Source organism: Cellulomonas sp. Root485 (assembly GCF_001426705.1).
Lineage (GTDB): Bacteria > Actinomycetota > Actinomycetes > Actinomycetales > Cellulomonadaceae > Cellulomonas.
The window spans coordinates 1-20489 of the sequence record NZ_LMFC01000005.1 but is presented as its reverse complement, the minus strand read 5'-3'; the positions used below and the strand labels follow the sequence as shown (position 1 = coordinate 20489).

General features: G+C 72.3%; 15 protein-coding genes. 12 read left to right on the top strand and 3 right to left on the bottom strand.

Features of this window, described 5'->3' with window-relative positions; genetic code table 11:
* Positions 1 to 173: 173 nt before the first annotated feature.
* On the top strand, positions 174 to 5117 hold the full coding sequence (locus ASD16_RS19515; protein ID WP_055921863.1) for an ExeM/NucH family extracellular endonuclease: 4944 nt from the start codon (positions 174 to 176) through the stop codon (positions 5115 to 5117).
* 53 nt (positions 5118 to 5170) lie between these two features.
* Here ASD16_RS19515 and ASD16_RS19510 read toward each other — a convergent pair whose 3' ends face one another.
* From ASD16_RS19510 to ASD16_RS19500, 3 genes are all read right to left on the bottom strand, one after another.
* Entirely contained in the window at positions 5171 to 6457 is a 1287-nt protein-coding gene (locus tag ASD16_RS19510) for a TrpB-like pyridoxal phosphate-dependent enzyme (RefSeq protein ID WP_055921860.1), read from the bottom strand.
* Between the two features lie 66 nt (positions 6458 to 6523).
* Positions 6524 to 7273 carry a DsbA family oxidoreductase gene (locus tag ASD16_RS19505; RefSeq protein ID WP_055921858.1) on the bottom strand — a complete coding sequence of 250 codons (750 nt, stop codon included), beginning with the start codon at positions 7271 to 7273 and terminating at the stop codon, positions 6524 to 6526.
* Positions 7270 to 8253: a quinone oxidoreductase gene (locus ASD16_RS19500; protein WP_055921856.1), complete on the bottom strand. Its 984-nt coding sequence runs from the start codon at positions 8251 to 8253 to the stop codon at positions 7270 to 7272. The genes ASD16_RS19505 and ASD16_RS19500 overlap by 4 nt, the downstream gene beginning before the upstream one ends.
* A gap of 83 nt (positions 8254 to 8336) precedes the next feature.
* Here ASD16_RS19500 and argC point away from each other — a divergent pair, with 83 nt between their 5' ends.
* From argC to tyrS, 11 genes are all read left to right on the top strand, one after another.
* Positions 8337 to 9401, top strand: coding sequence for an N-acetyl-gamma-glutamyl-phosphate reductase (argC, locus tag ASD16_RS19495; protein WP_200943016.1), 1065 nt, complete (start codon positions 8337 to 8339; stop codon positions 9399 to 9401).
* Between the two features lie 11 nt (positions 9402 to 9412).
* Complete coding sequence (gene argJ, locus ASD16_RS19490) at positions 9413 to 10603, top strand: bifunctional glutamate N-acetyltransferase/amino-acid acetyltransferase ArgJ (RefSeq protein WP_055922474.1); 1191 nt, start codon at positions 9413 to 9415, stop codon at positions 10601 to 10603.
* Entirely contained in the window at positions 10600 to 11574 is a 975-nt protein-coding gene (gene argB, locus ASD16_RS19485) for an acetylglutamate kinase (RefSeq protein ID WP_055921850.1), read from the top strand. The genes argJ and argB overlap by 4 nt, the downstream gene beginning before the upstream one ends.
* Positions 11571 to 12863, top strand: coding sequence for an acetylornithine transaminase (locus tag ASD16_RS19480; RefSeq protein ID WP_082571016.1), 1293 nt, complete (start codon positions 11571 to 11573; stop codon positions 12861 to 12863). Before argB ends, ASD16_RS19480 begins: the two co-directional genes overlap by 4 nt.
* A gap of 120 nt (positions 12864 to 12983) precedes the next feature.
* On the top strand, positions 12984 to 13913 hold the full coding sequence (argF, locus tag ASD16_RS19475; protein ID WP_055921847.1) for an ornithine carbamoyltransferase: 930 nt from the start codon (positions 12984 to 12986) through the stop codon (positions 13911 to 13913).
* Positions 13913 to 14443, top strand: a complete 531-nt coding sequence (locus ASD16_RS19470; RefSeq protein WP_055921844.1) for an arginine repressor — start codon at positions 13913 to 13915, stop codon at positions 14441 to 14443. The genes argF and ASD16_RS19470 overlap by 1 nt, the downstream gene beginning before the upstream one ends.
* A 53-nt stretch (positions 14444 to 14496) precedes the next feature.
* Complete coding sequence (locus ASD16_RS19465; RefSeq protein ID WP_055921841.1) at positions 14497 to 15738, top strand: argininosuccinate synthase; 1242 nt, start codon at positions 14497 to 14499, stop codon at positions 15736 to 15738.
* The gene (gene argH, locus ASD16_RS19460) at positions 15731 to 17185 is read left to right on the top strand and encodes an argininosuccinate lyase (RefSeq protein ID WP_055921838.1); all 1455 of its coding nucleotides are present in this window, start codon (positions 15731 to 15733) and stop codon (positions 17183 to 17185) included. The genes ASD16_RS19465 and argH overlap by 8 nt, the downstream gene beginning before the upstream one ends.
* The gene (locus tag ASD16_RS19455; protein ID WP_157454047.1) at positions 17182 to 17748 is read left to right on the top strand and encodes a uridine kinase; all 567 of its coding nucleotides are present in this window, start codon (positions 17182 to 17184) and stop codon (positions 17746 to 17748) included. The genes argH and ASD16_RS19455 overlap by 4 nt, the downstream gene beginning before the upstream one ends.
* Before the next feature lie 186 nt (positions 17749 to 17934).
* Positions 17935 to 18636, top strand: a complete 702-nt coding sequence (locus ASD16_RS19450) for a DNA-3-methyladenine glycosylase (RefSeq protein WP_235523443.1) — start codon at positions 17935 to 17937, stop codon at positions 18634 to 18636.
* Positions 18637 to 18712: 76 nt separating this feature from the next.
* A complete protein-coding gene (gene tyrS, locus ASD16_RS19445) occupies positions 18713 to 19975 on the top strand; it encodes a tyrosine--tRNA ligase (protein WP_055921835.1) in 1263 nt (420 codons plus the stop codon).
* The last annotated feature ends 514 nt before the right edge of the window (positions 19976 to 20489 follow it).

Sequence of the window (20489 nt, the reverse complement as noted above, 5' to 3'; positions counted from 1 at the left end):
ACCACGCGGTCGACGGGGGCTGTGTCGTACCCGGACAAATCATCGGATGTGTTCACTCAATAGTTACCGGCGAGTAGTTGCCACGAATCGGACGAACAGCGACAGTTGTCCAGGCCGTCACGAGCGGCCACTTTTGCGTTCCCGACGAAAGCGAGCTCGACGTGCGTCCTGCGATGAAGTCGATCAGCGGGGGCATCGCCGCCCTCGCGTTGGCCCTGACGGGCGGTGTGATCACGGCGGGCGCTGCACAGGCCTCGGTCGGCACCACGCCACGTGTCCTGATCAACGAGGTGTACGGCGGCGGAGGGAACTCCGGCGGCGCCTTCAACCGCGACTTCATCGAGCTCGTCAACACCCAGGACACGGCGGTCGACCTGACCGGTTGGGCCGTGCAGTACGGCGCGGCCGGCAACCTCACGTTCGCCGCCAAGACCGTGTTGTCCGGCACGATCGCCCCCGGCGCGACGCTGTTGATCGGCGAGGCGCCCGGCGCGGACACCAGCCAGCCGGCCATCACCCCCGACATCGACGGCACGATCGCGATCTCGGGCACCGCCGGCAAGGTGGCGCTGACACGCATGTCCGACACGCTCGTGTGCGCGACCGCTGCGGGCTGCGCGGGCGACGCCACGGTCGAGGACCTCGTCGGCTGGGGGACCTCGTTGGTCTTCGCCGGAGCGGCGGCGGCGGCTGGCACGACGAACTCGACGTCGGTCTCCCGCAACGCGACGCACACCAACACGGCGAACAACGCCGCCGACTTCACCGTGGGGACGCCGACGCCGGTCGCCGCGGGCGACCCCGGGCCGGGGACGCCGACGGCGCGCACGATCGCCGAGATCCAGGGAACGGACGCCGCGTCGCCGCTGGTCGGCGAGACGATCATCACGGAAGGCGTCGTGACCGCCGCCTACCCGACCGGGGGCCTCAGCGGCTACGTGATCCAGACGGCGGGGTCCGGCGGCCCGAGCGACGCGACCCCGGGTGCGTCCGACGCGGTCTTCGTGTTCTCTTCCGCGACGGTTGCCGCGGTGGCGCTGGGTGCCCACGTGCGTGTGACCGGCGTGGTGAGCGAGTTCAACGGGCTCACCGAGATCACGGTCGCGGCCGGCAACCTCGAGGTGCTCCCGACTCCGGCCACGGTCACCCCGGTCTCGGCCGCGTGGCCGACGACCGACGCCGCCCGCGAGGCGCTGGAGTCGATGCTGTTCGAGCCGACCGGTCCGCTCACGATCACGAACACGTTCTCGACCAACCAGTACGGCGAGGTCGGTCTCGCGGCCGGCACGCTCCCGCTGCTGCAGCCCACCGAGGTCGGTCGTCCCGGCTCGGCCGAGGCGCTGGCCGCCGCCGCGGACAACGCCGCCCGTGGCGTCGTCCTCGACGACGGGTCGTCCACGAACTTCCTCTCGACGGCGAACCAGGGACTCACGCCGCCCTACGTCTCGCTGACCAACCCCGTCCGCGTCGGCGCCGCCGCGACCATCACCGCGCCGGTCGTCGTCGACTACCGCAACAACGTCTGGAAGCTCAACCCGACGGCCCCCGGGCCGGCGTCCGTGACGTTCGAGAACGACCGCCCCGCGGCACCGACCCCGGTCGGTGGCGACCTCAAGGTCGCGTCGTTCAACGTGCTCAACTACTTCACCACCCTCGGCGCGACGACGGCCGGGTGCACGTCCTTCAAGGACCGCACCGGTGACCCCGTCACGGTGAACGGCGGCTGCGACCCGCGCGGTGCGTGGGACCCGGACGACCTCCAGCGGCAGCAGGACAAGATCGTCGCCGCGATCAACGCGCTCGACGCCGACGTCGTCGGTCTGCTCGAGATCGAGAACTCGGCTCGGGTGGACGGGGTTGCCGACGAGGCGCTCGGCACCCTGGTCGACGCCCTGAACGCCGCCGCCGGCTCGACCGTGTGGGCGTTCGTCCCGTCGTCGGCGGAGCTCCCGCCGGCCGCCGGCCAGGACGTCATCACCAACGCGCTCATCTACAAGCCCGCCGCCGTCGAGCGGACGGGAGACTCGCGTGCGCTGGGCGACCAGAGCGACGACAACGAGGCGTTCGGCAACGCACGTGAGCCCATCGGCCAGGTGTTCACGCCGGTCGGCGGGGGTGCGCCGTTCTTCGTCGCCGTGAACCACTTCAAGTCCAAGGGTTCGGCCGGCCCGTGGCCGGGCGACGCCGACGCGGGTGACGGACAGGGCGCCTCGAACGAGTCGCGGGTCCGGCAGGCCACGGCGCTGCGGGACTGGGTGCCGACCGTCCAGGGCGACGCCCAGGCGGTCGCGCTCGTCGGCGACTTCAACTCGTACACCCTCGAGGACCCGCTGCAGACGCTGTACGACGCCGGGTACACCGACGCCGCGACCGCGCTCGCCGACGGTCAGTTCTCGTACTCGTTCAGCGGCCTGTCGGGCTCGCTCGACCACGTGCTGCTCAACGACGCCGCGATGCAGCGGGCCACCGGCGCGGACATCTGGGAGATCAACGCCGAGGAGTCCATCGCGCTCGAGTACGACCGGTACAACTACCACGGCACGCTCTTCTACGACGACGACTTCTACCGCTCCTCCGACCACGACCCGGTGGTCGTCGGACTGGTCGAGGGCGCGGCCAAGCCGGTCACGCTGACGCTGCTCGACATCAACGACTTCCACGGCCGGATCGACACCAACACGGTGAAGTTCGCGGGCACCGTCGAGAAGGAGAAGGCGGCTGCCATCGCGGCCGGCGGCCCGGTCGCGTTCGTGTCGGCCGGCGACAACATCAGCGCGTCGCTGTTCGCCTCGGCGGTCCAGCAGGACCAGCCGACGATCGACGTGCTGAACGCCCTGGAGCTCAACGCGTCGGCCGTCGGCAACCACGAGTTCGACAAGGGGTTCCAGGACCTCACCGACCGCGTGATCGCGGGCGGCACCAACGCGAAGTGGGACTACCTCGGCGCGAACGTCTACCTCAAGGGCACCACGACGCCGGCGCTGCCGGAGTACGCGATCCTCGACATGGACGGCGTCTCGGTCGGTGTCATCGGCGCGGTCACCGAGGAGACCCCCTCGCTGGTCACCCCCGGCGGCATCACCGAGCTCGACTTCGGCAACCCTGTCGACGCCGTCAACCGCGTCGCTGCGCAGCTGAGCGACGGGGACGCGTCCAACGGCGAGGCCGAGGTGCTCGTCGCCAGCTTCCACGAGGGCGCCGGCGAGGGTCTGCCGAACGGCACGCTCGAGAAGGAGCTCGCCGAGGGCGGCGCGTTCAAGGACATCGTCGAGCAGACCTCCGGGGCCGTCGACGTGATCTTCACCGGTCACACCCACCAGCAGTACGCGTGGGAGGCGCCGGTCCCCGGCGAGACCGGCAAGACGCGCCCGGTCGTGCAGACCGGGAGCTACGGCGAGTTCATCGGCAAGGTCGTGCTCACGTTCGACCCGGCCAGCGGTGAGGTCGTCGCGCACACCCAGCAGAACGTCCCGCGTCTGGTCGCGCCGGTCATCCCCGGCAACACCCCGGCGCAGAACGAGGCGGCGTTCGCGGCGCAGCTCGTCGCGACGTATCCGCGCGTCGCGCAGGTCAACACCATCGTCACCGCGGCGCTGGCCTACGCGAACGTCGTCGGCTCGGTCCCCGTGGGGTCGGTCACGGCGGACATCACGACCGCCTTCAGCGGCGGCACGTACGGACCGACCGGCTACACGGCACCGGTGACCGCCCGGGACGACCGGGCCAGCGAGTCCACCCTGGGTGACCTCGTCGCCAACTCGCTGCGGGACACGCTCGCCCCGGAGAACCTGGGCGGCGCTGAGATCGGTGTCGTCAACCCTGGCGGTCTGCGCGCCGAGCTGTACTACGCCCCGGACGGCGTCATCACGACGGCCGAGGCGAACGGGGTGCTGCCGTTCGTGAACAACCTCTGGACCACGTCGCTCACGGGCGCGCAGTTCAAGACGATGCTCGAGCAGCAGTGGCAGACCCTCCCGGACGGCACGGTACCGAGCAGGTCCTACCTGCAGCTGGGCCTGTCGGACAACGTGACGTACACGTTCGACGCCGCCGCTCCGGCGGGGTCGCACATCACGTCCATCACGGTGGACGGTGCTCCGATCGACCCGGCGGCGAGCTACCGGATCGGCACGTTCTCGTTCCTGATCACCGGCGGTGACAACTTCCGGATCTTCAACGACAGCACGGACGCTCGCGACTCCGGGCTCGTCGACCGGGACGGCTGGATCGCCTACCTGCAGGGGCACCCCGGGCTCACCCCGGACTTCGCCCGCCAGGCGGTCGGCGTGCCGACGGTGCCGACGACGTTCACCGCCGGTGACACGCTGGCGTTCCCGGTGACCAAGCTGGACCTGACGAGCCTCGGCTCGCCTCAGAACACCAGCCTGGACGTCCGGCTCGACGGCGCGTCCATCGGGACGGCGACCGTCACCAACGGCGCCGCCGACGTCTCGGTGACGATCCCGGAGGACACGAGCGCGGGCGCCCACACGCTCACGCTCGTGGCGAGCCCGAGCCTCACCACGGTGACGCTCCCGCTCACCGTCGAGGCGGGCACCCCGTCGTCGACCACCACGCTGACGGCCTCGCCGTCGAGCCAGGTGTTCGGCTCGTCGTCGCGGATCACGCTCACGGCGACGGTCACGGCCGACGTGCCCGTGGCCGGGTCCGTCGAGTTCGTCGCCGGGAGCACCGTCCTCGGCACCGCGACCCTGCAGGGCGGCACCGCCAGCCTGCGGCTCCCGTCGTCCACCCCGGCGGGCTCCTACGACGTCCTTGCCCGGTTCGCCGGTGACGAGACCGTCACGGGCTCGGAGTCGGCGCCGGTGACCGTCGTCGTCGAGAAGGTCACGACGACGACCGGGCTGTCGGTCACCCGCGGGTTCCTGTTCGTCCCGTCGGTCGCCTTCGTGACGGTCGCGACCAACAACGGGCGGGTGCCGTCCGGCACGGTCGAGATCCGGGAGGGGACCACGGTGGTCAAGCGCCTGAGCGTGGTGCTGGGCATCGCCATCGGCACGGTCCCGTCGGGCAAGCACACGTACACGGCGACGTTCGTCCCGAGCGACACCGCGAACGTGAGCCCGAGCACGAGCGCGCCAGTCACGACCCGCTGACCGCACGACGAAGGCCCGCGTCCCTTCCTCAGGGGCGCGGGCCTTCGTCGTCGCTACACGTAGTCGTGGTAGGCGGGCAGGTCCAGGACGCCGTTGCCGGACAGCCCGATGACGATCGTCTCGGGCCCGGTCGCCGCGCGGGCGTGCGCGATGGCCCCGGCGACGGCGTGCGTCGACTCGGGCGCGGGGATGATGCCCTCGGCCCGGGCGAACTCGATCCCGGCGGCGAACGCGGTCTCCTGGTCGACGGCGATCGCGTCGATCAGCCCGAGCTCGACGGCGTGCGACACCATCGGCGCCATCCCGTGGTAGCGCAGGCCACCGGCGTGGATGGGCGGCGGGACGAAGTCCTTGCCGAGCGTGTGCATCTTCAGCAGAGGAGTCAGGCCGGCGACGTCGCCGAAGTCGTACCGGTACTCGCCCTGCGTCAGCGACGGGCACGCGGCCGGTTCGCAGGCGACCACCCGCGTCGTCGTGCCGTCGCGCAGGTTCCGGCCGAGGAACGGGAACGCGAGCCCACCGAGGTTGGAGCCGCCTCCGGCGCACGCGAAGACGACGTCGGCGCTCTCCTCGATCGCATCGAGCTGAGCGAGGGCCTCCTGACCGATGACGCTCTGGTGCAGCAGCACGTGGTTGAGCACGCTGCCCAGCGAGTAGTGCGCGTCAGGGTCGGTGGCGGCGGCCTCGACCGCCTCGCTGATCGCCATGCCGAGCGAGCCGGTGGTCTCCGGGTCCGCCGCGAGCATCGCCCGGCCGGCGTTCGTGAGGTCCGACGGCGACGGGTGGCAGATGCTCCCGTACGTCTCCATCTGCATCCGGCGGTACGGCTTGGAGTCGTACGAAGCGCGGACCTGCCACACCTCGCAGGTCAGCCCGAGAAGCGCGCACGCCATGGCCAGCGACGCGCCCCACTGCCCGGCGCCGGTCTCGGTGGTCAGCCTGGTGATGCCCTCGGCCGCGTTGTAGTACGCCTGCGCGACGGCGGTGTTCGGCTTGTGCGACCCGACCGGGCTGACGCCCTCGTACTTGTAGTAGATCCGCGCCGGGGTGCCGAGCGCGCGCTCGAGGCGACGGGCGCGGATGAGCGGCGACGGGCGCCACAGGGCGTAGATCTCCCGCACCGGCTCGGGGATCTCGACCCACCGCTCGGTGCTGACCTCCTGCATGATCAGCGCCATCGGGAACAGCGGCGCCAGGTCGTCCGGGGTCAGCGGTTCCCGGGTCCCCGGGTGCAGCGCCGGCGGGCAGGGTGACGGCAGGTCAGCCGCCAGGTTGTACCAGTGCGTGGGGACCGTCGAGGGGACGGTCACGCCGAGGGTGTCGAGGAGCGACGTCGTCATCAGAGCCTCCGGGTGGGCGGCGCGCTTCGGTGCGCTTCGCCACCGTAGCGCCCTGCCGTCGGGGCGTCAGAGGGCGCAGGAGTCGTCGACGCAGGCCGCCCCGTCGGCCGTCGCCAGCACCTGGACCGGGTTCGCGTCGCGCCACGACGTCTCGAGCAGCTGCGTGAACACGTCGGCCGGCTGGGCGCCGGAGACGGCGATGCGGCGGTCGACCACGAAGAACGGGACGCCGGTCACGCCCAGCGCCCGCGCCTCGTCCTCGTCGGCACGGACCGCGTCCGCTCCGTCGTCGCCGTCCAGCGTGGCTCGCGCTGCCTCGGCGTCCACGCCTGCGCCACTGACGATCCGCACGAGCGTGTCGTCGTCGCCCAGGTCGGCGCCGTGCTCGAAGTGCGCCGAGAACAGCGCCTCGAGCACGCGCTCCGCCAGCTCCGGCCCGCCCGTGGTGCGCGCGAGGTGCACCAGGCGGTGCGCGGCGAACGTGTTGGCGGCGATCGCCCTGTCGAAGTCGTAGGCCAGACCCTCACCCGCCGCCACGGCCGTGACCTGGGCGAACATCCGCGTCACCTGGTCTCGCGGGATGCCCTTGTGCCGGGCGAGCGCGTCGATCTCGGGGATGCCGGGGCCGACGGGCGTGCTCGGCGACAGCTCGTACGCGCGCCAGGTCACCTCGACGTGCTCCCGGTGCGGGAAGTCGGCCAGCGCTGTCGCGAAGCGACGCTTGCCGATGTAGCACCAGGGGCAGGCGATGTCGGACCAGACCTCGACGTTCAACGTGCGTACCTGCGGCACAGCGGGGAGGGCGTTGACACTCACGGGAGCAGGAGCACCTTTCCGGTGGTGGAGCGCGACTCGAGCGCGCGGTGGGCGTCGGCCGCGTCGGCCAGGGAGAACGTGGCGCCGATCCGCACGTCGAGCTCGCCCGCGCGCACGGCGTCGAACAGCTCGCGGGCGCGCCAGTCGAGCTCGTCACGGGTGGCGATGTAGTGGTCGAGCGTGGGCCGGGTCAGGAAGAGCGACCCGCCTGCGTTGAGCCTCTGCGGGTCGACCGGCGGGACAGGGCCGGACGAGCCGCCGAACAGGACGAGCGTGCCGCGCGCGTGCAGGGAGGCCAGGGACGCGTCGAACGTGTCCTTGCCGACGGAGTCGAAGACGGCGTGCACGCCTCGCCCGTCGGTCAGCGCCCGCACCTCGGCGGGCAGGTCACGGGTCAGGTCGGCGAGCTCGCGATAGCGGATCACGTCGGCAGCACCGGCCTCGCGCGCCAGGCGCTCCTTCTCGACGCTCCCGACGGTCGCGATCACGCGGGCACCGCGCTGTGCCGCCAGCTGGGTGAGCAGCAGCCCGACACCGCCGGCGGCCGCGTGCACGAGCACGTCATGGCCGGCCTGGACCGGGAACGTCGAGGTCACCAGGTAGTGCGCGGTGAGGCCCTGGAGGGGGAGCGCGGCGGCGACCTGGTCGGGCACGCCCTCGGGGACGAGGAGGGCCTTCGACGCCCGGACGGCGACCAGCTCCGCATAGGAGCCGGGTGCCGACGACCAGGCGACCCGGTCGCCGACGGCGATCTCGCTGACCTCGGAGCCGACGGCGACGACCGTCCCGGCGCCCTCCGAGCCCACGACGTGCGGGAACGTCATCGCGTACACGCCGGACCGGCGGTACGTGTCGATGAAGTTGACCCCGGCCGCGGCGACGCGGACGAGGACCTCGTCGGCGGCGGGCTCGGGGTCGGGGAGCTCGGTGAGCTCGAGGACGTCGGGACCGCCGGCGGCGGTGGCTCGGATGGCGCGCACGTTGGGGCCAACGCGACGGCACGCGGTGATCTTCCCCGGAAAGCCGTTCGTATCTTCGTGCAGCCGTGTGTATGTTCATGCACATGACGTTCACGGTCGCAGTCGCGGGTGCCAGCGGGTACGCCGGAGGCGAGATGCTCCGCGTGCTCCTCGCGCACCCCGAGGCCCGGATCGGGACCCTCACCGCGCACTCCAACGCCGGCACGCCGCTCGGTGCCCACCAGCCGCACCTGCGCACGCTCGCGGACCGGGTGCTCGCCCCGACGGGTGTCGACGAGCTCGCCGGGCACGACGTCGTCGTCCTCGCCCTGCCGCACGGTGCCAGCGGAGCGATCGCCGCCGAGCTCGAGGCGCGCGGCGACGGCGCGATCGTCGTCGACCTCGGCGCCGACCACCGGCTCGTCGACGCGGCCGACTGGGAGCAGTTCTACGGCAGCGCGCACGCGGGCACCTGGCCCTACGGCCTCCCGGAGCTGCTGCACCCGGGGGAGCGGACCGCGGGCGAGCAGCGGTCGGTGCTCGCCGGCGCGCGTCGGATCGCCGTCCCGGGCTGCAACGTCACCGCCGTCTCCCTCGGCCTCCAGCCGGGCATCGCCGCCGGGCTCATCGAGCCCACCGACCTCGTCGCGGTGCTCGCCAACGGCTACTCCGGCGCGGGGAAGTCGCTCAAGACGCACCTGCTCGCCAGCGAGGCGCTCGGCGCGGCCCAGCCCTACGCGGTGGGCGGCACGCACCGGCACATCCCCGAGATCGCGCAGAACCTGCGCTCCGCCGGCGCCGCGGACGTGACGATCTCGTTCACCCCGACCCTTGTGCCCATGGCCCGCGGCATCCTCGCGACCGCCACGGCCCGTCTCGCCCCCGGGGTCGACCCCGCAGACGTCCGGGCCGCCTGGGAGCAGACCTACGCGGACGAGCCGTTCGTGCACCTCCTGCCCGAGGGCCAGTGGCCCACGACGGCTGCCACACTCGGTGCCAACACCGCGCTCGTGCAGGTCGCGGTCGACGAGCGCGCCGGACGCGTCGTGACGGTCACGGCGATCGACAACCTGGTCAAGGGCACGGCCGGTGGCGCACTGCAGTCCCTCAACCTCGCGCTCGGGCTCCCCGAGACGCTCGGCCTTCCCCTGGACGGAGTCGCACCGTGAGCATCGAGACCATGGCCCTGCCCTCACCCGGTGTCACCGCGGCGGCCGGCTTCCGCGCCTCCGGCATCACGGCGGGTCTCAAGGCCTCGGGCCGCCCCGACCTCGCGCTCGTCGTCAACGACGGCCCGTCGCAGGCTGCGGCGGCCGTGTTCACCACCAACCGGGTCGTGGGGGCGCCGGTCGTCTGGTCCCGCCAGGCCGTCTCGGACGGGGTCGTCAGCGCGGTCGTGCTCAACTCCGGCGGCGCCAACGTGTGCACCGGGCCCGAGGGCTTCCTCGACGTCCACCTGACCGCCGAGACCGTCGGCGCCGCCCTGGAGATCTCCGCGGGCGACGTCGTGGTCTGCTCCACCGGTCTGATCGGGGAGCGGCTGCCCATCGACAAGATCCTCGACGGCATCGGCATCGCCGTCGAGGCGCTCTCGCCCGAGGGCGGTCCCGACGCGGCCGTCGCGATCATGACCACCGACACCGTCGCCAAGACCGCGCACCTGCACATCGACGGCGACCGGGGCGCATGGACCGTCGGGGGTATGGCCAAGGGCGCCGGGATGCTCGCCCCCGGTCTTGCCACGATGCTCTGCGTCATCACGACCGACGCCGTCGTGGACGCCGAGACCGCGGCCGCAGCGCTGCGCACCGCGGTGGCGGAGACGTTCGAGCGCGTCGACTCCGACGGGTGCATGTCGACGTCGGACACGGTCACGCTGATGGTCTCGGGCGCCAGCCGCGCGATCCCGGACCCCGCGGGATTCACCGCTGCGCTGACGCAGGTCTGCGGCGAGCTCGCCCGCGCCCTGGTCGCCGACGCGGAGGGCGCCACGCACGACATCGCGGTCACCGTGATGGGAGCCGAGACGCAGGACGCCGGGCTCGCGGTGGCCCGCGCCGTGACCCGCTCCAACCTGTTCAAGGCCGCGATGTTCGGCAACGACCCCAACTGGGGCCGCGTGCTCGCGCAGGTCGGGACCGTGCCGGAGAGCGTCGCCGCGTTCGACCCCGACCAGCTCGACGTCACCATCAACGGCGTCCAGGTGTGCAAGGCCGGTGGCGCGTTCCGGCCCCGGTCCGAGGTCGACCTCGCCGCGAGCCGCGAGGTGCACGTCCTCATCGACCTGCACGCGGGCGGCGAGGTGGTCACCGTCTGGACCAACGACCTCACGCACGACTACGTCCACGAGAACAGCGCGTACTCCACATGAGCGACTTCACGTTCAACACCCGCACGGACCTGCGCGCCGACCAGAAGGCCGAGGTCCTCATCGAGGCCCTGCCGTGGCTGCAGAAGTTCGCGGGCGCCCTCGTCGTCGTGAAGTACGGCGGCAACGCGATGATCGACGAGGACCTGAAGCGGGCGTTCGCCCAGGACATGGTCTTCCTGCGCCAGGTCGGCCTCAAGCCGGTCGTGGTGCACGGCGGGGGACCGCAGATCAACGCGATGCTCGACCGGCTCGGCATCGAGTCGGAGTTCCGCGGCGGCCTGCGCGTCACCACGCCCGAGGCGATGGACGTCGTGCGGATGGTGCTCACCGGGCAGGTCTCCCGCGAGCTCGTCGGGCTGCTCAACGCGCACGGACCCCACGCCGTCGGCCTGTCGGGCGAGGACGGCGGGCTGTTCCAGGCGCGTCGGCGGTCGGCGATCGTGGACGGTGAGAGCGTCGACATCGGGCTCGTCGGCGACGTCGTCAAGGTCAACCCCGGTGCCGTGCTCGACCTGCTCGACGCCGGCCGCATCCCCGTGGTCTCCACCGTCGCGCCCGACCTCGACGACCCCACCACGGTGCTCAACGTCAACGCGGACACCGCGGCCGCCGCGCTCGCGGTCGCGCTCGGCGCCCGCAAGCTCATCGTGCTCACCGACGTCGAGGGCCTGTACACGAGGTGGCCGGACCAGGGCTCGCTCGTGCGTCGCATCGGAGCCAGCGCCCTGGCGGAGCTGCTGCCCGGGCTGGACGCCGGCATGCGCCCGAAGATGGAGGCCTGCTGGCGGGCCGTCGAGGGTGGCGTCGGTCGCGCCCACGTCATCGACGGACGCGCCCCGCACTCGATCCTGGTCGAGGTCTTCACCTCCGACGGCATCGGCACCATGGTGCTGCCCGACGAGGAGCCTGCCGACGCCCCCTTCACGGCCCCCATCCCCGTGATCCCCCACGACCCCGAGGTGACCCTGTGACCGCGCTCGAGAACGTCCGGGCCCGGCACCGGTCGCCGGAGGCCACGGACGCGAACCTGCCGGTGCTGGCTGCTGACGGCTCCGTCGCGCAGTGGACCGACCGGTACACGCATGCCGTGATGGACACCTTCGGTCCGCCGCAGCGGGTGCTCGTCCGCGGCGAGGGGCCCTACGTGTGGGACGCCGACGGCACCCGGTACCTCGACCTGCTCGGCGGGATCGCGGTGAACTCGCTCGGTCACGCGCACCCCACCCTGACGGCGGCGATCAGCGCGCAGCTGGGCACCCTCGGGCACGTCTCCAACTTCTTCGGCAGCCCCACGCAGATCGCGTTCGCCGAGCGGCTGCTCGCCCTGGCCGGCGCCCCCGAGGGGTCGAGGGTCTTCCTCACCAACTCCGGGACCGAGGCCAACGAGGCCGCGTTCAAGCTCGCGCGCCGCAACGGCGGCACCGACCGGCCGCGGATCCTCGCGCTGGAGGGCTCGTTCCACGGCCGGTCGATGGGCGCGCTCGCGCTCACCCACAAGGCGGCGTACCGCGAGCCGTTCGAGCCGCTGCCCGGGGGCGTCGAGTTCGTGCCGTTCGGTGACACCGAGGCACTCGAGGCGGCGTTCGCGGTCGACGGCGACCGGGTCGCGGCGCTGTTCGTCGAGCCGATCCAGGGCGAGGCCGGCGTCCGGCCGCTCCCGCCCGGCTACCTGGCGCTCGCCCGCAGCCTGACGGCCGAGCACGGCGCGCTGCTGATCCTCGACGAGGTGCAGACCGGCATGGGTCGGACCGGTGCCTGGTTCGCCCACCAGCTCCCGCACGTCGGCGGCGGCATCGTGCCCGACGCGGTGACCGTCGCGAAGGGGCTCGGCGGAGGGTTCCCCGTGGGCGCGCTCATCGCCTACGGCGAGCAGACCGCGACGCTCCTGGGCCGCGGTCAGCACGGCACCACGTTCGGCGGGAACCCGGTCGCGTCGGCCGCCGGGCTCGCCACGATCGCGGTCATCGAGCGCGACGGGCTGCTGGACCACGTGAGCTCGCTGGGTGCGTCCCTGCGGGAGCAGCTGGCCGGCACGGGCAACCCGCTGGTCGGCGAGGTGCGCGGCGAGGGCTTCCTCATCGGCATCGAGCTGACGGCACCTGTGGCCGCCGCGGTCGCCGCGCGCGCGCTCGAGGCGGGGTTCATCGTGAACCCCTGCACCCCGACGACCATCCGCCTCGCGCCGCCATTCGTGCTCACGCAGGAGCAAGCCGGCCAGTTCGTCGACTTCCTCGCGAGCGTCCCCGAGGACCTGTCATGACCCGCCACTTCCTCCGCGACGACTGTGCTCCCGGCGACCTCGTCTGCGAGGACCTGTCATGACCCGCCACTTCCTGCGCGACGACTGTGCTCCCGACGACCTCGTCTGCGAGGACCTGTCATGACCCGCCACTTCCTGCGCGACGACGACCTGAGCCCCCGCGAGCAGAAGGCCGTCCTCGAGCTCGCGCTCGCCTTCCGTGACGACCGGTTCATCCGCACGCCGCTGACGGGGCCGCGGGCGGTGGCCGTCATCTTCGACAAGCCGACGCTGCGGACCCAGGTCTCGTTCACGGCGGGCATCGCGGAGCTCGGCGGCTTCCCGCTGAGCGTCGACGGCAAGCTGGCCCGGATCGGTGAGCGGGAGTCGATCGAGGACACGGCACGCGTCCTGGGCCGCCAGGTCGCGGCGATCGTGTGGCGCACGTTCTCGCAGAAGCGGCTCGAGCAGATGGCCGAGCACGCGGGCGTCCCCGTCGTGAACGCGCTCACGGACAGCTTCCACCCGTGCCAGATCCTCGCGGACCTCGCGACGGTCGCGCAGCACCGCGGGGGAGTGGCGGGACTGGCCGGGCTGACGCTCGCCTACGTCGGTGACGGCGCGAACAACATGTCGCACTCGTATTTGCTCGGCGGCGCGACCGCTGGTCTGCACGTGCGGATCGGCACGCCCGACGGCTACCTGCCCGACGCTGCGATCCTCGCGGACGCGGCCGCGATCGCCGCGGACACCGGAGGGTCGGTGACGGTGGTGCACACGCTGGCGGAGGCCGTGGCCGGCGCCGACGTCGTCGCGACGGACACCTGGATCTCGATGGGCCAGGAGTCCGAGGCGGCCGACCGGGAGACGCCGTTCGTGCCGTTCCGGGTCGACGCTGCCGCCATGGCCCTCGCCCGGCCGGACGCCCTCGTCCTGCACTGCCTGCCCGCCTACCGCGGCAAGGAGATCACCGCCGAGGTCATCGACGGGCCGCAGTCGGTCGTCTGGGACGAGGCCGAGAACCGCCTGCACGCGCAGAAGGCCCTCCTGTCGTGGCTGGTGGAGGGCTGATGAGCGTCACCGTCCCGCACACCAAGGCCGCCCGGCACGCGCTGGTCACCGCGCTGCTCACCCGCGGCACGGTCCACTCGCAGCAGCAGCTGGCCGAGCTGCTCACCGCGGAGGGCGTCACCGTCACGCAGGCGACCCTGTCGCGCGACCTTGTGGAGCTGCGCGCGGTGAAGATCCGGACCCCGTCCGGCGCCCTCGCCTACGCGGTCCCTGCCGAAGGTGGTCTGCGCACGCCGGCGGCGGGCCCCGACGAGGAGATGCTCGCCGCTCGGCTCGCGCGTCTGTGCGCCGAGCTCCTGGTGACCGCGGAGGCCTCGGGCAACCTGGTCGTGCTGCGGACGCCGCCCGGGGCTGCGCAGTTCCTCGCGTCGGCCATCGACCACTCGGTGCTGCCCGCCGTGCTCGGCACCATCGCGGGCGACGACACCGTGCTGGTCATCGCCCGCGAGGGCGAGACCGGCGTCGCGCTGGCCGCCCGCTTCCTCGCGCTGGCCACCGACACGCCGTCCCGCACCCGTCCGTCAGACTGACCTCAGAACACCCTCGAACCTCCCCCGAACAGAACCCCGAAGAGAGAAGAACAATGACTGAGCGCGTCGTCCTCGCCTACTCCGGCGGCCTGGACACCTCTGTGGGCATCGGCTGGATCGCCGAGGCCACCGGCGCCGAGGTGATCGCCGTGGCGGTCGACGTCGGCCAGGGCGGCGAGGACCTCAACGTGATCCGCCAGCGCGCTCTGGACTGCGGCGCCGTGGAGGCGTACGTCGCCGACGCCCGCGACGAGTTCGCGACCGAGTACTGCATGCCCGCCCTCAAGGCGAACGCGCTGTACCTCGACCGCTACCCGCTGGTGTCGGCCCTCTCGCGCCCGGTCATCGTCAAGCACCTGGTCCGCGCGGCCCGGCAGTTCGGTGCGACGACGGTCGCGCACGGCTGCACCGGCAAGGGCAACGACCAGGTCCGCTTCGAGGTCGGCATCACATCGCTCGCGCCCGACCTGACGTGCCTGGCGCCCGTCCGGGACCTCGCGCTGACCCGCGACAAGGCCATCGAGTTCGCGACGCGCAACGCGCTGCCGATCGAGACGACGAAGCACAACCCGTTCTCCATCGACCAGAACGTGTGGGGCCGCGCGGTCGAGACGGGCTTCCTCGAGGACATCTGGAACGGCCCCACCAAGGACGTCTACACGTACACGGACGACCCGACGTTCCCCCCGGTCGCCGACGAGGTCGTCATCACGTTCGAGGCCGGCATCCCGGTCGCGCTGGACGGCATCCCCGTCACGCCGCTGCAGGCGATCCAGGAGATGAACCGACGCGCCGGCGCCCAGGGCATCGGCCGGATCGACATCGTCGAGGACCGCCTGGTCGGCATCAAGTCCCGCGAGGTCTACGAGGCCCCCGGCGCGGTCGCGCTCATCGCCGCGCACCAGGAGCTCGAGAACGTCACCGTCGAGCGTGAGCAGGCGCGGTTCAAGCGGGGCGTCGAGCAGCGCTGGACCGAGCTGGTCTACGACGGCCAGTGGTTCTCGCCGCTGAAGAAGTCGCTCGACGTGTTCGTCGACGACACCCAGCGCTACGTCTCCGGCGACGTGCGGATGGTCCTGCACGGCGGTCGCGCGACGGTCACAGGCCGCCGCTCGGACGCGAGCCTGTACGACTTCAACCTCGCGACGTACGACACCGGCGACTCGTTCGACCAGTCCGCCGCCAAGGGCTTCATCGAGATCTACGGTCTGTCCTCCAAGCTGGCCGCCGCGCGCGACGTGCGCTTCGGCAACGGGGTCGACCTCGGCTCGCAGGGCGGGATCACGGGTGCCTGAGGACGTCACCGCGACGTCGGGCGGCGCCGTCCAGGCGGCCGGGAACGTCTCGCTGTGGGGCGGCCGGTTCGCCGGCGGCCCCTCGGAGGCGCTCCAGGCGCTCTCGCAGTCGACGCACTTCGACTGGCGGCTCGCCGGGCACGACATCTCCGGCTCCGTCGCGCACGCCCGGGTCCTGCACGGTGCGGGCCTGCTCACGGACGACGAGCTCACCGGGATGGTCGACGCTCTCGAGCGCCTGCGGGCCGACGTCGCGAGTGGCGACTTCCTGCCGGTGCTCGAGGACGAGGACGTGCACACCGCCCTGGAGCGCGGGCTGATCGACCGTGCCGGTGCGGACCTCGGCGGCAAGCTCCGCGCCGGCCGCTCGCGCAACGACCAGATCGCGACCCTCGTGCGGATGTACCTGCGCGAGGAGGCTCGCGGTCTCGCCCGGCTGGTGCTGGACGCGGTCGACGCTCTGGTCGCGCAGGCCGACCGGGCGGGCGAGGCACCGATGCCGGGCCGCACCCACCTGCAGCACGCCCAGCCGGTCCTGCTCGCGCACCACCTCCTCGCGCACGCGTGGCCGCTGCTGAGAGACGTCGAGCGGTGGGTCGACTGGGACGCCCGGGCAGCCCGCTCCCCGTACGGCTCGGGCGCGCTGGCGGGATCGTCGCTCGGCCTGGACCCCGCGGCCGTCGCCGCGGAGCTCGGCTTCGACGGCCCGGTCGAGAACTCGATCGACGGCACCGCGTCGCGTGACGTCGTCGCCGAGTTCGCGTTCGTCGCCGCGATGCTCGCCGTCGACATCTCCCGGCTCGCCGAGGAGGTCATCCTCTGGGCCACCAAGGAGTTCGGCTTCGTCAAGCTGCACGACGCCTACTCCACGGGGTCGAGCATCATGCCGCAGAAGAAGAACCCGGACGTCGCCGAGCTGGCGCGCGGCAAGGCCGGCCGTCTCGTCGGCGACCTGACGGGCCTGCTCACCACGCTCAAGGGCCTGCCGCTCGCGTACAACCGCGACCTGCAGGAGGACAAGGAGCCGGTCTTCGACCAGGTGGACCAGCTCTCGGTCCTGCTGCCGGCGTTCGCCGGCATGGTCGAGACCCTCGAGTTCGACACCGACCGGCTCGCCGCGCTCGCGCCGCAGGGCTTCTCGCTCGCGACGGACATCGCCGAGTGGCTCGTCCGCAACGGCGTGCCGTTCCGGGTCGCGCACGAGGTCGCCGGCGCCTGCGTCCGTGCCTGCGAGGAGCACGAGCCGGCCATCGAGCTGTGGGACCTCACCGACGACGAGCTCGTCGCCATCTCGCCCCACCTCACACCCGAGGTGCGCACGGTGCTGACGGTCGAGGGGTCGCTGGCGTCACGGTCGGCGGTCGGCGGGACCGCGCCGGTGCGCGTCGCCGAACAGCTCGACCGTGCCCGGTCCCGCGCGGCGGAGCTGCGTACCTGGGCGTCGTGATCGCCGACGACCTCGTCGCCCGGGCGTTCGCCGCTCGACCCCGGCTGGGCCGGGTTCGGGTCATCGCGATCGACGGCCCCGCGGGTTCCGGCAAGACGACCCTCGCGGACGCTCTGGGTGCCCGGGGAGCCACCGTGGTGCACCTCGACGACCTCTACGAGGGGTGGTCAGGCCTCGAAGGCTCGCTCTGGCCGCGCCTGCGCGCTCAGGTCCTGGAGCCGCTGCGCCGCGGGATGCCCGGCCGCTACCAGCGCTACGACTGGACCTCGGGGGACTTCGCGGAGTGGGTCGACGTGCCGGTCCCGGACCTGCTTGTCGTGGAGGGGTGCGGGTCCGCCCGCCGCGCGGTCGACCCCGTGGCGGTGCTGCGCGTCTGGGTGGAGGCGCCGGCCGACCTGCGCCTCGAGCGCGGCCTCGCACGCGACGGCACCGACGCGCGCGAGCACTGGCTGACCTGGATGGTCGACGAATCGGCCCACTTCGCTCGCGAGCAGACGCGCGAGCGCGCCGACGTCCGCCTCGACGCGTTTGGGGACCCTCTCACCGAGAGCACCGCATCGTGAGCCCGGATCCCCCCGACGCGTCCGGCGCCGCCGTCGCGGTCCGCAGCGCAGTGAGGGCTCGGACGACCTCCATGCGCCCACCGCATCGATCGCACGGCGCTTCCGACGCCCTCTGCGCCGACCGCCCCCGGTCCTGACACCGGAATCCCGGATCGCCGGGGCCGGGTCGTGCGGCAAGATGGTCGGGTGAGCCCGTCGGAACCGCTCGAGAGCCCGGACGCCGCCGGTCGGCGCGCGCCCGTGGTCGTCCCGGCGCGGGTCTGGTTCGCCCGCCCGGTGCACGCGGTCGCGCGCGACCTCCTCGGTGCCTACCTCACCGCACGGTCGCCCGAGGGTGACGTCACGCTGCGGATCACCGAGGTCGAGGCCTACGGCGGTGCCGACGACCCCGGCTCCCACGCGTTCCGCGGCCGGACCGCCCGCAATGCGGTGATGTTCGCGGAGCCCGGGCGCCTGTACGTCTACCGCCACCTCGGGCTGCACCACTGCCTCAACATCGTCACCGAGCCCACCGGCAGCCCGTCGGCCGTGCTGCTCCGTGCGGGCGAGATCGTCGACGGCGTGGACCTCGCCCGGCAGCGCCGCGAGGCCGTCGGCGTCGTGGACTCCGAGCGCCAGCTCGCCCGTGGCCCCGCGCGGCTGGCCGTCGCCCTCGGTCTCGACCTGCGCGCCAACGGCGCCGACGTCACGGAGGCGGGCGGCGACATCGTGCTGCACCGCCACCAGGTCGTGGTCCAGCCGACCCACAAGTCCGGCCCGCGCGTCGGCGTCTCGGGGTCCGGCGGCGAAGGCACCAGGTTCCCGTGGCGCTACTGGCTGACCGACGAGCGCACCGTCTCCGCGTACCGCCCGGCGTATCGCGCGCCGGCGTCGGTAGACGTCCCGTGAGGGACGACGACGCCGGCCGGACGCCCTCGCCCACCTCTTCCGCCGGAACTGCACCGGCCGACTGCCTGGAGACCCTGTGAACCACATCCTCGACGAGCTCGAGTGGCGTGGGCTGATCGCCCAGACCACCGACCTCGACGCCCTCCGCGACGCGCTCTCCGCCGGGCCCGTCTCCCTCTACTGCGGGTTCGACCCCACTGCGCCGAGCCTGCACATCGGCAACCTCGTCCAGATCCTCACCGTCCGCCGCCTGCAGGACGCCGGTCACGTGCCGTTCGGGCTCGTCGGCGGCGCGACGGGTCTGATCGGCGACCCGAAGATGGCGGGGGAGCGCACCCTGAACGACCGCGACGTGGTGTCCGGCTGGGTGGAGCGCATCCGCAAGCAGATCGAGCCGCTGCTCCGCTTCGACGGCCCGCACGCCGCGACGATGGTCAACAACCTCGACTGGACGGCGCCGCTGTCGGCCATCGACTTCCTGCGCGACATCGGCAAGCACTACCGGCTGGGCACCATGCTCGCCAAGGACACGGTGGCCCGACGTCTCAACAGCGACGTGGGCATCAGCTTCACCGAGTTCAGCTACCAGATCCTGCAGGGCATGGACTACCTCGAGCTGCACCGCCGGCACGGGATCACGCTGCAGACCGGTGGCAGCGACCAGTGGGGCAACCTGCTCTCGGGTGTGGAGCTGATCCGCAAGGCCGAGGGCGTCGCCGTGCACGCGCTCACGACGCCGCTGATCACCAAGGCGGACGGCACCAAGTTCGGCAAGACGGAGACGGGAACGGTCTGGCTCGACCCCGAGCTGACCACGCCGTACGCCTTCTTCCAGTTCTGGCTCAACACCGACGACGCCGACGTGGTGGGCTACCTCAAGGTGTTCAGCTTCCGCTCGCGCGAGCAGATCGAGGAGCTCGAGGCGGCCGTCGCCGACCGGCCGGCCGCCCGCGAGGCACAGCGGGCGCTGGCCTACGAGGTGACCTCGCTCGTGCACGGGACGGCGGCCGCCGACCAGGTCGTCGCGGCCAGCCAGGCGCTGTTCGGCCGCGGCTCGTTGGCCGACCTCGACGCCGCGACGCTCGCCGCCGCGGTCGCCGAGCTCCCGTCCGCACCGGGCGCCGCCGGCGACGGGATCGCCGATCTCCTGGCGGCGACAGGGGTGGTGGCGAGCAAGGGCGCGGCACGACGAGCGATCGCCGAGGGCGGGGCGTCGGTCAACAACGTCCGGGTCGCAGCCGAGGACGCGGTGCTCACCACGGAGGACCTCCTGCACGGCCGGTGGGCTGTTCTCCGACGAGGCAAGCGCACGCTCGCGGTGGTCGACGCGCAGGTCTGAGCCGGTCTGGACCGTTCTCGGCCGGTACCGCGCGACGGCGGGTCCTCGTCCCCACCACGGGGCACGGGGGCCCGCCGTCCACGTTTCCGGTGGCTGACCTGCGCGTTCACGCTCTGGAGCGGGTCTGGTGACGGGGGTCACCGAGCAGGGATTTGCCACCTGCCGCAACACGCGCGTAATGTTCTCGATGTCGCCCGAGAGGGAGGAACGGACACCGCGGATCGAACCACGGTGGCTGGTCCCTAGGGTGGCCACCCCCGCTCGTGTTTCCAGGCGCTTCGTGCGCCCTGAAGCCGGATGGGGACGGGCTCACGGCCCGCAGATGCTGCCCGAACAGGTGGCGGGAAGCGGTCCGAAAGCCAGGTAGGATTCAGAACGACAAAGCCTCTCGGATGAGATCGAAAGATCTCGAGGAGATGCGCGTCTGTTCCTTGAGAACTCAACAGTGTGCCAAATAGTCGATGCCATATGGCTCGCTATCTGATGATGCTTCGGCCCGTTCGGGTGGGGGTGT